This is a genomic window from Myxosarcina sp. GI1 (genome assembly GCF_000756305.1).
Taxonomy (GTDB): Bacteria; Cyanobacteriota; Cyanobacteriia; order Cyanobacteriales; family Xenococcaceae; genus Myxosarcina.
Window position 1 is genome coordinate 1 of record NZ_JRFE01000033.1, and the last position, 13196, is coordinate 13196.

Annotated in this window: 12 protein-coding genes and 1 pseudogene; 8 read left to right on the plus strand and 5 right to left on the minus strand. The window is 37.8% G+C overall.

Going from position 1 to position 13196, the window contains the following annotated elements; all coding sequences use genetic code 11:
- The 7 genes and pseudogenes from KV40_RS35830 to KV40_RS24000 all read left to right on the plus strand — a co-directional run.
- Nucleotides 1-182, plus strand: a pseudogene (locus KV40_RS35830) (alpha/beta hydrolase); the annotation flags it as partial.
- A 276-nt stretch (nucleotides 183-458) separates the two neighbouring features.
- The gene (locus tag KV40_RS23975) at nucleotides 459-752 is read left to right on the plus strand and encodes a hypothetical protein (RefSeq protein WP_036486731.1); all 294 of its coding nucleotides are present in this window, start codon (nucleotides 459-461) and stop codon (nucleotides 750-752) included.
- A gap of 89 nt (nucleotides 753-841) precedes the next feature.
- On the plus strand, nucleotides 842-1129 hold the full coding sequence (locus KV40_RS23980; protein WP_036486732.1) for a GIY-YIG nuclease family protein: 288 nt from the start codon (nucleotides 842-844) through the stop codon (nucleotides 1127-1129).
- Between the two features lie 98 nt (nucleotides 1130-1227).
- On the plus strand, nucleotides 1228-1422 hold the full coding sequence (rpoZ, locus tag KV40_RS23985; protein ID WP_036486734.1) for a DNA-directed RNA polymerase subunit omega: 195 nt from the start codon (nucleotides 1228-1230) through the stop codon (nucleotides 1420-1422).
- 569 nt (nucleotides 1423-1991) lie between these two features.
- Nucleotides 1992-2966 (plus strand): alpha/beta fold hydrolase, encoded by a 975-nt coding sequence (locus tag KV40_RS23990; RefSeq protein WP_216595698.1) that lies wholly within the window; start codon nucleotides 1992-1994, stop codon nucleotides 2964-2966.
- 178 nt (nucleotides 2967-3144) lie between these two features.
- Nucleotides 3145-3432: a YkvA family protein gene (locus KV40_RS23995; protein WP_036486736.1), complete on the plus strand. Its 288-nt coding sequence runs from the start codon at nucleotides 3145-3147 to the stop codon at nucleotides 3430-3432.
- A gap of 575 nt (nucleotides 3433-4007) precedes the next feature.
- Entirely contained in the window at nucleotides 4008-10310 is a 6303-nt protein-coding gene (locus KV40_RS24000; protein ID WP_036486737.1) for a DUF4011 domain-containing protein, read from the plus strand.
- A 221-nt stretch (nucleotides 10311-10531) separates the two neighbouring features.
- Here KV40_RS24000 and KV40_RS24005 read toward each other — a convergent pair whose 3' ends face one another.
- The 3 genes from KV40_RS24005 to KV40_RS24015 are packed head-to-tail and all read right to left on the minus strand — an operon-like array spanning nucleotide 10532 to nucleotide 12022.
- Entirely contained in the window at nucleotides 10532-11050 is a 519-nt protein-coding gene (locus KV40_RS24005; protein WP_036486739.1) for an HNH endonuclease signature motif containing protein, read from the minus strand.
- A gap of 17 nt (nucleotides 11051-11067) precedes the next feature.
- Complete coding sequence (locus tag KV40_RS24010) at nucleotides 11068-11415, minus strand: hypothetical protein (protein ID WP_036486741.1); 348 nt, start codon at nucleotides 11413-11415, stop codon at nucleotides 11068-11070.
- On the minus strand, nucleotides 11402-12022 hold the full coding sequence (locus KV40_RS24015) for a hypothetical protein (RefSeq protein ID WP_036486743.1): 621 nt from the start codon (nucleotides 12020-12022) through the stop codon (nucleotides 11402-11404). The genes KV40_RS24010 and KV40_RS24015 overlap by 14 nt, the downstream gene beginning before the upstream one ends.
- Nucleotides 12023-12268: 246 nt before the next feature.
- Between KV40_RS24015 and KV40_RS35220 the strand changes: the two genes are divergently transcribed.
- Nucleotides 12269-12460 carry a hypothetical protein gene (locus KV40_RS35220; RefSeq protein WP_172657331.1) on the plus strand — a complete coding sequence of 64 codons (192 nt, stop codon included), beginning with the start codon at nucleotides 12269-12271 and terminating at the stop codon, nucleotides 12458-12460.
- A gap of 114 nt (nucleotides 12461-12574) precedes the next feature.
- On the opposite strand, the gene KV40_RS24020 is transcribed toward KV40_RS35220, so the two are convergent.
- Together KV40_RS24020 and KV40_RS24025 are read right to left on the minus strand one after the other, a co-directional pair.
- The gene (locus KV40_RS24020) at nucleotides 12575-12820 is read right to left on the minus strand and encodes an HNH endonuclease (RefSeq protein ID WP_036486745.1); all 246 of its coding nucleotides are present in this window, start codon (nucleotides 12818-12820) and stop codon (nucleotides 12575-12577) included.
- A 79-nt stretch (nucleotides 12821-12899) separates the two neighbouring features.
- Nucleotides 12900-13166: a KGK domain-containing protein gene (locus KV40_RS24025; RefSeq protein WP_253274373.1), complete on the minus strand. Its 267-nt coding sequence runs from the start codon at nucleotides 13164-13166 to the stop codon at nucleotides 12900-12902.
- Nucleotides 13167-13196: the final 30 nt, after the last annotated feature.

Sequence of the window (13196 nt, forward strand, 5' to 3'; positions counted from 1 at the left end):
CTAACTTTCTTAAAGGACGTGGCAATGAAGGAAAGAATCTCTGGCACGCTTATAACGCTGTTACTGAATGGCTCGATTATCAAAGAGGACGAACTCAAGCCACTAGATTAAATTCTGCTTGGTTTGGAGATTCTAATCGAATCAGAGCCAAAGCTCATCAAGCTGCTGTTGGCTTGCTTTGATACCTATCGAGCAAACAATTTTGATTGATTTACTAATGCTACCAGCTAAAAACTGGTAGCAGTTTTTAGCTGTTCCAAAGCGGCTGAAGTTATTAGCAGTTATTTAGTTTTCCAAAAAATTATTGTTTTAATTTCTGGAAAGATTTAGTTGCTTTCTGCTCTATTTAGTTGACCAATCTCAAAGATCAACAATTAAGCAACCAGGTCGAGCGACACAAATATGCCTTATCCATAGTCCGACAGCTAGAAATTTAATCAATTCACTGCAACACAACTATGAAAACTTTAATTCAAAACCTTACGCCATACCAAGCTCTTTATCGCCACTCTTTTACTGGAATAGCTTGGATTGAAGATGATTCAACTGGGATGGCTCATAGTTGCCATCCTAACATTCATACTACTGGTTCGGTGCTTGGCATGATTAAATTAGGCTATTGGCAACCATCAGACCACATTGTGCGCTCTGATGGCTATTTTTACAATACCAGCAACTTCGTCATCTCTGATGAGTTAGACAATCTTGCTGCTATCAATTGCCTCTGCCATTCTTGTCAAATGCAACATTAACAACGCGATCGCACAGAGTCGCACTTGCTTCGCTTATTGGCAAAGCCCAAGTCCCGTAAGCTAATCGCAATTCCTCATTTGATTAATTCATGTGGTCTGTTTATATAATTCGATGTAGCAACAATTCTCTTTATACGGGGATTTCTAATGATGTCCCCAAACGTTTTAAAGTTCACCAATCGGGTAGCAACCAAGCTGCCAAATATACCCGAAATAAACATCCTCTACAGTTAGTTTTCAGTAGTGAAATAGGAAACAAAGCGGCTGCTTCTCGTGCTGAGTATCGTCTTAAAAAACTATCAAAAAGAAACAAGGAATTACTTGTGACAGGTAAAACTTCACTCTTTAACTTGGGAATTATAGAAACAAAGATTTGAGCGATCGCCACAGTATTTTTTTTCAGTTACAATTTGCTGATGTTTTTGAAAAGTTTTAGGGAACGTTGTAAATAGAAAATTTCTCAGCTATTTTACACATGAAAACTTCAGATACTTCACAAGTAATGTTTTGTACTGACGAACTAATGGATGCTGCATCGAATCGCTATTGCATTGTGGTTCAGGTAGCCAATCGAGCTAAACGTCGTCGTTACGAAGATATGGACAATTACCAAAACGAATCAGTACATAAACCAGTCAATCGAGCCATTGTTGAGTTGTTCAGTACATAAACCAGTCAATCGAGCCATTGTTGAGTTGTCCGACGAACTAGGCGTTAAGCCGAGATAAAGGTAAAATCATGCCATATCTCCCTGTAACTCTTGCTAAGTAAGGGTTTGATTTTCCAAGATCTATTGCGATCGCCAACTATCTAGATAGCAAAAAAGCTTGAAAGGTATACCCTGTAAAGCTTTTATTTGTATTCTGCTTGGTACTATCTTTCTCCAAAGACATTAGCAGACATTAAAAATAGGGCTTATGAAGTGCATTAGCAGACTTAAAACCCTAGTTTTTCGTTGATTTATGTCTGCTAATACCATTTATCAGACATAAAGATCCTGTTTAAAATTCTGTTTCTAAAACCCATATATATTAGTGCTTTTAAGCAGATGTGGCACGTTTCAACATGTATCTCGGCGCGACCCCAACTAACTCAATCAGAAATTATCGGCGAAAATGAGGATTTTTTACCGCCAACTTATTAAACTTTATGCTACAAATATATTGCAATAATTGATTAATTATTAATAGCTTCAAGATAAATAACTCGCCTTGTCTTGGTTTAGTCGCTCAATTAAATATGTCACACCTTCGCCAAGTTTCAGAATTAATGGGTTACTTGGGTAAACTCGGTAGCCCCATTGAGGAAAAATACGTTTTTTCTTCCCGTCCCATTAAACTCTTGTTATTTTCTCAACATGGAATGACTGACAATAACAGAGCGATGGGATTATTAGCTCGTAAACTAGCTCCACCACAATCATGTATTATTGCTCCTAATTTAGGATTAATTGATACACACCTCAACATCGAACCTCTCATTTGCTACGTCGAGCGAACTGCCGCACAAATATTAGAGCAGTATCGCGATCTTCCCGCTCGAATTATTGCCTCGTCGCTAGGAGGTGTAATCTGGATAGAAGTCTTATCAGTGCATCCAGAGTGGTGGCAGCGATTTGAGTCTTTAGTTTTGCTAGGTTCTCCTCTTGGTGGTGCAGACCTAGCGAGAATTATCGATCCTTTTAGTTGGGGCATTGGTATGGCTAAACACCTTGGCAAAAATCGACGTGCTATAGCCGAACAAATTACGGCAGCTATTCCTACATTAGTAGTTGCTGGAAATATCACGGGTGGTGGAGATGGTACTGTATCTATCGAATCTACCAAGTTAAAACACGCTCACTTCGTTTGTCTTGAAGGTGTAACTCACCCAGAATTGAGAACTCATCCTGCCGTCATAAAAGCAATTCAAGAATTTTGGTCGAGTCCGAGGCAAGTGCTTCCTGCTCCTAAAAAAGATAGCGTTTCAATTTTGATAGAGTATTTTCGAGATGTACCTGGTATCACTGATGCCAGTGCGCGAGATTTTCCTGCGGCGAAAACTATAATGTCCTTTCCCGATGGAACTAGCATCCGAACTTGGACGAATCTGGTAGGTGTCAAGCACGTATTTATTGCTAATAAATATGGAGAGTGTGAATATGCTGCTTTTGTCGGCTGGATACATTCTGCCTATCTTCAAAAAGCAATCGATGCACTAATATCTTTAAGCTAGTCTACTGCTTTTAAAGTCTTGAAACTATTAATTCTTTAAATTTTTATCAAACAATCAATTTATCGTGAATCTTTCTTTGTTTTCTCAACATTTAAATTACTTTACATTAAACTTTTAAAATATAAGCTAATAAAATAAAAGCTCATCAAATTCATATTTGCAACTAGAACTTATAGGTATGCAAGATTTTCTGGGACAGGTTAGACGTTTTATTGGATACGTTCCATTTGTTAGAGATGCAGTAGCCATGTATTTCTGCGCCATCGATCGCGAAACACCAGTTCATGTCAAAGGAACTATTTTTGCAGCTTTGACTTACTTTTTATCTCCTGTCGATGCTATTCCCGATGCGATTGCTGGTTTGGGTTTTACTGATGATGCTAGTGTTCTCAGCACCACGCTATTTACTGTTAGAGCTTATGTTACCAAAGAGCATTGGCAGCAAGCAGATGAATTCTTTGGTTAAGCATAATATTTTAGCCATCAGGCGAACGCATGACTAAAGCTGCCAGGGATGCGCTTGGCTTTACCCTTCAACACGTCAAGATTATGTATCCTCACCACTGTCAAGATGCCGCCCATCACTTCGGCATTTCAATTGCTTGATTTTCGATAGTGCGATAAGCGAAGCTTGCGGCAGAGCCGATCGCACTTACAGTCATCAACAAGGCGATTGCCTTGTTTGAACAATGTGAATAGATTCAAAAACAATTAACAGCTATATTTCATACAGCCCACTCGGAGATTACCGATTGAAAATGATTTACGAAACCATCGAGGCATTCGAGTTTAATCAAAGCCTCAAGACGAATAAGTGGTAAAAAGCAGTTAATTGAAACCGATATTTTTACTTAGGTGCGAGAGTAAAAATCTATGCAAAAGAATGGATTAAAAAATTCTCTTCTTGGTTTTTTGTTCTTCAGTTAGATATCCTCTAAGTTTGGGTACTTTATAAGTATGAGCTACAAAGCTTTGCCAGTTAACTGAATCCAATAGATGTACTCACACCACAGGTAAGTATCATCATTGTTTTGTATTTCTATGACCTCACACAATATTACTCTTAAGGTAGAACATAAACCCAGTTTTAGTTTTGCTCTCGAACAATCTGGAGTTCCTCTAGTTGGACCTGTTTCTATTATTAATAATGATTCTTCCCCCTTAGAAGATGCGATCCTAGAAGTTGCTTTATACCCTGACTTGGGAGAATCAGTAACGATACAACTCCCAAAGATTCATGGTGGAGAGGAAATCAAAATTGATGTTATCGACCTGCGATTACCTGTTGGCAGACTGGAGAAGACTTTAGAAGCAGAAAGAATCGTTTTAGAATGTAGCCTTAAGAAAGGGGAAATAACTTTAGGACAGGTCAAAAAAGAAGTTAATCTATTAGCTTATAACGATTACAACATCAAAGAATTATATTTAGAATTATTAGCTTGTTTTGTTACTCCCAATCATCCTGTGATTATGCAGGTACTCAAACAGGTACGAGAGGTTTTAAAACGCAATACGGGAAATAATTCTCTTCATGGATATCAAGGCTCTTCCCAAGACGTTTATGAAATGACTAAAGCCTTGTATGAAACTTTCAGAGATTTTGGCATTTCTTATATTAATCCTCCAGCTTCTTTTGAGGGAAATCAGAAAATCCGCTTTCCAGATCGAGTATTAATCGATCGAATGGGAACTTGTCTAGATCTATCAGTTTTGGCTTGTGCTTGTTTAGAACAAATGGGTCTAAATCCTTTAGTAATTGTTGTTAACGATCATGCTTTTATTGGAGTTTGGCTAGAAGAAGAAAAACATAATTATTATCCTGTGATTGATGAGCCATTAAAACTAACTAATCTGATTCAAGCTGAGTCTTTACTACTGTTTAACTCCAGCAGCTATGCAGCCCATCCTCAACCTGCTTTTGAAGCGGCTAAACAGGAGGCTATATTTTATCTAAACAATGTTCCATTAATCGGTGCTGTCGATCTCAGAATATGTCGAGAGAAGGGTTATAAACCTCTACCAATTCGCATGGGTGCTGTTGCTACACCTGAAACTAATCAGGAAGAAATTACCAGTCTCGCGCAGCAAATTCTCAGACAAGCAGCATTAGCTCAACAAACAGGGTTAACTGAAGAAAATAATAAGCAAAAGAAAAAAGAAAAATTACCAGAATCTGTTGAAAAACGTTTTCAGCGATGGAAGTCGAGTTTACTCGATTTATCGATGAGAAACAAATTGCTTAACTTGGCAAACTTAGATGTTAGTAAATTAATTGCGGGTTTGCTAATTACCAAAGTTCGAGAGATATTAGCTAATTTAATTAATCGTCACATGGAAAGTGAAGAAGAAATTGAGCCAGATATACTTTTACAACTCGTTAAGACATTTGAGGAATTAAAGCCAGAGCGAGTTATTAGCCGAGATTTTAATTTAAGCCAGCAATTTGATTTATCATCTTATATCGAGATAAACGAGCCGCTGCTTCAGAATCTTTTAGTAAATATTATTCAACAATACGAACAAGAATTATATCAATATATATTCAGGGATTTTATCAAGCGTATAAAAAAGAAAAAACAGACTTTTCTTTTTTTAGACATTCCAGATAGACTATTACCAGAATTTGAAGACTATTTGGCATCGGGTCAACAAATCGAAATTTTATCAACTTCTGCTCAGGAAGAGCGAAGAAATCAACAATTACTACAAAATAGAACTGATGAAAGTGAAATTTTAGCCAGAAAAGTCTCTGACTTAGCTAAAGGAAGGTGTAAAGCAATTCATGGATTGGGAACTGAATATTTACAAAGATATGGACTTCCATTGCATTGCGATCGAGAATGGCTCTATAAAGTTGGTAAACTCTTAGAAAAAGAAGCTTTAATCGCCCAAGAAGAAACAGGTGCTAGTACTCTCTATGTTGCTTTAGGATTACTGCAATGGACGGAAAAAGGAGGTTCTCTTCCCAAACTAGCTCCCTTGTTTTTATATCCCATTAATCTTTCGGTTAGTCGAACCAATTATCGAGTTAGTTTTTGCTTGGGAGATACCGATCCTCTAGGTAATGTCACTTTAGTCGAAAAAATTCGTCAGGACTACGGAATTGACCTCAAAGTTATTGCCGAACCATCCGAAGATGAGAGTGGATTTAATATTACTGAAGCTTTAAAAGAAGTCAGAAAAATCATTGCCAATCAACCAGGGTGGTTAGTGATAGACGCAGCAGTAATTACCACTTTTAGTTTTGGTAAGTTCTTAATGTGGAAAGACTTACAGGATAACGCAGAAATTTTATTAAAAAACCACCTTGTCCAACATATTGCTTCTGGTGGATTGCAACCTCTACCTGATGAAGTGGGAGAAATAGCCGCTAAAGATTTAGATACTGTCTCTTTATCGGAAATTCCTACAGTAGTTGATGCTGATTCTTCTCAACTAGCTGCCGTTTATGCTTCTTTAAAAGGGCGAAATTTAGTTTTGCAAGGTCCTCCTGGAACGGGAAAATCCCAAACCATTACTAACCTCATTGCTGCTTTTTTAGCTAAAGGTAAATCCGTCCTCTTTATCGCTGAAAAAATGGCAGCTTTAGAAGTAGTCCAGCGTCGTCTTACCCAAGTGGGGTTAGAAGATTTTTGTTTAGAACTGCACAGTAATAAAGCAAATCGCAAAAAAGTAATTGAGTCCTTGGCTAAATCTCTCAACCAAGAGCGTGTATCAGATGTTCCTTGGGAACAATTCACTAAAGAATTAGAACAACTCAGACAGCAGCTTGCTGCTTATACTGAAGCATTGCATCAGAAAACTTCTTTCGGTAATTCCCTCTATGAGATGTTGGGAGATTTAGCTGCTTTAGAATCAGTTCAACCGATTAGTTTACCTGACATCGATCTAGACAGTTTAACTGAGGAACAATTGAAGCAAATGCTGCAATTAGTCGAGCAGTATATAAATCGAGTAAACGTAGTTAACCCGATCGAGCACCATCCTTGGCAAATTAGTCATTGTCGTGATTGGAGTTTATCTCGCGAACAAAATATTGTCGATGCGATCGCTAAACTTCAGGGTCGCCTATCTGACTTGGAAGATACTCTGACTGTTTTTTTAAATAATTTATTCCTCGATACCGATCTAAAACCTTCTCTCAATTTGTTAAGAAAATTACCCAATCTGGGACTGACACTGGCTGAAGGAGGAGTTCATATTGCTACGTTTAAAAGCGATCGCTGGAAAGATTTACATCAGAAAACAAATCGTTGGTTGGAGTTACCCCGTCAAAATGTAGAACATCGCCATCAGTTACAAAAACACTGGCAGGAGAAAATTTATACCCTAGATTTAGAGAACCGAATCAAAACCTTTGACAAGCTAGAGAAAACTTTTCCGTTATGGCGCTGGTTCTTACAACTCATTCCCCGCTTTTCTTTACGCTCTATTGCCAAGGGAAAACTTCCTTCTAATAAGCAAATTCTCGATCATTTGCGAATAGCTCTTGATGTCCAAAATTTATCCCAACAAATCGAACAGCAACAACCAGAAATCGAGCGAGCGTTTGCGCCTTTTTGGACTCAAGCTAACACTTTAGAGCAACTTCAATTATTCTTATCCAGAAGCGATCGCTTTCATAACTCTCTGAAGGAGTTTAGCGACGATACGGTTCAAAAGCTGCACTCAAAATTTACTGATAAGATAATTAGCTGTCCTCAACTGAAAGAGCCTTCAGCCAATTTAGACAAGCTTTTGGCTCAATTAGAAACACAATTAAATGAATTAGAAACACTGCTCGAAACTCAAGCAGAAATTATCGAGCCGTCTAGTCAAGATTTTCTCAATCAATTTAATAATTTACTGGTTAACCTCACAACCCATCGCTCGGAGTTTAGAAATTGGTGTCGTTACAATCAAATTTGTCAAGAGCTAGAACGACAGCATCTTACCCCATTACTCAAAGCTCATCGTCGCGGTCGAATTAACTTAGAAGAGTTACCAAAAGTTTTATTGAAAGCTATCCTTCAGCCTTGGTTTATTAAATATTTCGACAACCAACCAACTTTACGACAATTTGAAGGCAAAGAACAGAGTCAACAGGTAGAAAAGTTTCGCCAATTAAAGAAACAATATTTCCAAACCAGTCGCGATTTTATTCGCGCCAGTTTAGGTAAAAAACTACCTTCTACAACTGTTGTCTTTAATGGTTCTGAAGTGGGAATTCTCAAACGAGAAAGCCAAAAACAACGAGGACATCTTGCTCTTCGAGTTTTATTTCAAAAAATTCCCAATCTTTTGCCCAGACTAAAACCTTGTTTACTAATGAGTCCTTTGTCGGTAGCTCAGTATTTATCGGCAGATGGCACTCCCTTTGATTTGGTGGTTTTTGATGAAGCTTCCCAGCTCACAACCTACGATGCTATTGGAGCTATTGCTAGAGGAAAACAAGCGATTGTTGTCGGTGACTCCAAACAAATGCCTCCTACAAATTTCTTTGGACGAACCAATAGTGACAATCTAAACATTGATGAGAATGACATTGTGGAATTAGAAAGCCTGCTCGATGAAGCGATCGCTTCCCAGTTTCCAGAACAAATGCTTCAGTGGCACTATCGCAGTAAGCACGAAACGTTGATTGACTTTAGCAATAAGAATTATTATGGTGGAAAACTGAATATTTTTCCTTCAGCACAAAGCTTTAGTAACAAATCGGGGTTAAAATGGCATCAAGTTAGTAATGGCTTTTACAAACGTGGCGACAGAATTAATAAACCCGAAGCCGAAAAGTTAGTCAACTTTTTAGTCAGTCAACTACGCTCCTATCAACCCCACGAACGCACTTTTGGAGTTATTACTTTTAGTATTCCGCAAAAACTCCTCATAGATGAGTTACTAGACCGAGCCCGCGAGCAGTATCCTGAGATTGAGCCTCATTTTGCTAAAGATTTTGATGAAAAAGTTTTTGTTAAAAACCTTGAAAATGTCCAAGGAGATGAACGAGATGAAATTTTCTTCAGTATTTGCTACGCACCCGATAAAAACGGTCAGATGTCTATGTCATTCGGTGCGTTAAATCGACAAGGGGGTGAAAGAAGACTCAATGTGGCAGTGACTCGCGCCCGTCAATCTCTGAATATTTTTTCTACTATAAAAGCTTCTCATATCGATTTAAATCGAACTACAGCTACAGGGGCAAGCCATCTAAAAGATTTTCTCGAATTTGCCGAAAAACAAGGAACGGCAGCACCAGAAAACCAATTATTAAAAACCAACGATTTTGATAGTGGCGTAGAGCAAGAAATTTATGAAGCTCTAGTTAGTCTGGGGTATGCTGTTAATTGTAAAGTAGGCTGTGGAGATTATCGCATCGATTTAGCCGTACTCCATCCACACCAACCTGGGTTATATGTACTGGGCATTGAGACAGACGGTAAAACCTATCACAAGGCAGCTACGGTAGAAGATAGGGAATGCGTGCGTCAAGCGGTATTAAAAAGTTTAGGCTGGCGCATACATCGAATTTGGTGTTTAGACTGGAGATTTAAACACGAGGAAGAATTAAAACGATTGCAGCAGGAAGTGAAGAGAGCTATTCAAGAATTCGAGCTTCAGTCTTCTGTTTCTGCTGCTAATCTCCCAACCTCGTCAATTTCTTTTGAACCTAAATTGGTAGATTATTCTCCGTCTATTCCAAAAGAAGTGGAATTAAAGGCGATTGTTAAACAGCCTGAAATACCAGCTTTCAAGTCTTCTGTAGCTGTATCTTCGAGCAAACCAATTAAGGTTGCAAGTCCGCTCGTTCCCTATACCGTAGCTAGTTTAGAAACCGTCACCGATCGAACCCATCTCATCTATACCGATGAGGCAATTCCTTTAATTGAACAACGGATATTATCCCTAATAGCAGTAGAAGCACCTATTTCGATTAAGGCTATTGTAAAATTAGTGGCTGGATGTTGGGGATTTAATAAAACCACCAAAAAACTGACAAATCAAATTACCATTCAAGTAGAGCGACTAGTCGAAAAAGGGCAATTGTGGCTACATCAAGATTTTATTTGGTCTTCGAGGGAACAATGGGAAAACTGGAAGGTGGTCAGACAACCCATTGATGGAAAAAAACGCAAAATCGAACAGATTCCTGTAGAAGAAACCGCCGTAGCCGCCGAATGGATTGTTTCTCAATCTTTTTCTATAGATGAAGATGCCCTTTATCGAGAAATTGCGACTCTGTTGAGTATTGGCAAATTAAACGAAAAGGTAAGGCAAAAGATGCAGGCAACTGTCGATTTAGTTTGTCAAAGAGGTAAAGCTCAAAGAGAGGGTTCAAGAGTCGTTTGGAAAAATTTGGATGGTTAGTAAATTAAATGTAGAAACTTGAAATGTACAATTTGTTTTTAGGTTAACAATATGAAACGCTACGAAAATAAGACTTTAAATTAAGCCAACACTTTGCCAATCAGTTTCTTCGTCGCCGTCGAAAAGTAAACAGTAAGTGGCATCTAGAGAGTCCCAATTTCGTGGAAGAATCCGATATCAGACACACCTTAGCTGCTCATTTTGAGAGTTTGTCATAGAACTCATATCGGCTTTTTAACTTGGTAGGAGTTGCCGTAACGCATTAATGCCTCATCAACCAAAGAGGTTAAATATTTTCGGTTGTATCGAGAATCATAAGTATTGTCATCTCCTTTATCTTTGTTACACCGCCAACACACAACCTGTAAATTGTCATAATCAAACATTTTCTGAGGGCATCGGGCTTTATTAATTTTGTGATCGATGGTTATGTAGTTGGGATGAAAATAGGTTTGTCCTGCCTGATTAATTACCTTTACTCCTTGAAGATTGAAATATTCATAGCCTCTTTTTCTGGCTTCCTCTTTAGAATTAGTGGCATGAATATTCTGACCTCGCACCATTTTCTTGGCACAATACGGACAGGGTTTATTGACGTATAACTCTCTAAAATAATTGGAACTGATGTAACCTAATTCTGGATGCTTGATTACAGGTAACGTTTTTGCCTCATCCCAAACAGTTTGAATATCTTTTCCTTCGTATAGATGAATCAGTTTAGACTTAGATATACCTACCATAATTTCAACCTAAAAATCTAAACTTTGGAATACTTATCGAGCGCACTATTCAATAATTCATCTAGCTTTTGACGTGTCTGCTGAATATTTTCAACCGTTTTACTAGCTAATTTATTGGCGTTTTCAGACTCAAGCTCTACCAGTGCGATCGCCCCTTCTAGATCTCCTTTTTTGACCTTGTAATCAGTTAGACTAACAATCTTATACTCAGAAAGTAACGTCCAAGATTTTTTAACCCTGTCCCAACCAAAGTTGTAGTAACCCTTTGCTCTTAGGTTTTTCTGGGTTTCTTTGGACAAGGCTTTAAATGCTAGAGTATTCCTCTTTTGCCACTGGCGATAACTTAAACCATTAACTAGCTTCATCTAGCTCGATACTCCCTTTAATTTTAAACTGAATATTATTCCAAGCATTTGACCCATATTTTTGGGTAATTTCTTCTTTGATAACTCTGATTATCTTCTTTTGGTTATCTATAGTTTCTTGAAGTGACTGTATAGCTAGTTCGTTTTCTGATAACTGCCGATCGGTTATTTTGTTGTGTTCCTGTAGAGTGCCTACCAAATCGCCGACATCATTCTGATAATCTTCAATATAAACTAAATCTTTTTTGGCAAGCTCGGTCTTTCTTGTCTGTCCCGAAAGACTAAGCTTATCCATAAGCCATTTACCCAGTTTGACAATTTCTGAGTTCACAAAATCCATAAACTGTTGCTTAAGGACGGATAATTCCTGTTCTACTTGCTCGGTTCTTATATTAGCCTCTCTAGTTCTTCTAGCCTGTCCAGCCCTGTTAGTGTCAATCACAGGCTTGAGCATTGCCATAACCTCAGAATACTCAACCATTTTTAATAGTTGTTCATCGGTTATTTTGTTTTTCTCTAATGCTTCATAAAAGGCATATTTAGCAATAGAGGTACTCTTTTTCAGCTTGTCTATCGCCCGCTTTCTCTCTAGTTTTGATAATTCCATCTTTTATTAATATAGTATTTATAGTATATAATACTACTATACGCTATAAATACCGTGACAGCTACTCGACCCAACTGTAATAAGTCACGATTTAACTCAGTCGATCGTTCACACAACTAACCGTTAATCCACCTCAAAAAACACTTAAGAAAAGAGATAACGATGTTGATGAACTTTATGATGAGATTTTAGCGATTGAGCCTCAAGAAAAATCCCAAGCTGCCCTCGATTATCTATTGAGGGCTTATGCAAGTCCCCTACCTGCTTCTAGCAATCACCTCCACAATCACCCTTAATCCAATTGAACGCAGATCGTCCACTAAGAGATCGCCAACCCACTATTTTTTTTCTCAAGCGATCGCTATCTCTCATGGCACGATCGCTTGCATATTTGCTCCAGCAACTAAAACCTATCCGCGTACCCTCTACCAAGAATAAGCTAGAGATCGTCACAAAAGAGACTAAAGAACAGAATTGATACTTTCGGCTGTTATGAACAAAATATTAACGGGAATTATACAAGCTAAGGCTAGTTTTTATTATTAAAATATACTAAAAATCAAAGTAACGCTTAAATCGAGTATCGTAGTTATGCTTTTTTTGTTGATTACATCTACGACAAAGAGTTTGCAAGTTACTAATATCGTTACTTCCACCTTTTGCTAAAGCAATAATATGGTCGATATTTAATTCGATTTCTTTAGCAGTTTTACCGCAGCTTTGACATTGATATTCATCTCTTTGTAATACATACTTCCTAACAGTATGTGGTATGTTTATCCTGGGAGTTTTTGACATTTAAAGGGTGGCGAAATCGCAAAATACAAAAAATTTAATTTAACTGATTTGATAGCCGTCAGACTTTATAGATTGTTTTTCACTCGTTTATCTCTTGACGAACACTATCCAAAGGCGATTCGGTTTCATCGGGACAAAATTCTAAAACGATTTTGACTTTGCCTTTTCTCCATCCTTGAGTGGGAGTCAGTACTTGACAGTCAACACCTGTTTTGCACCATTTTTTCATCCTCTCACCATGAATTTTATGTCTGAGTTCATGGAGAAATTCTTCGACTTTGTAAGTATGATGAGACACTAAAACATTATCATCTCTGTTAACAGAAACAATTTCGTCACCATTCATTATTTTTCTCGATTTATCCATTTTTGTCTA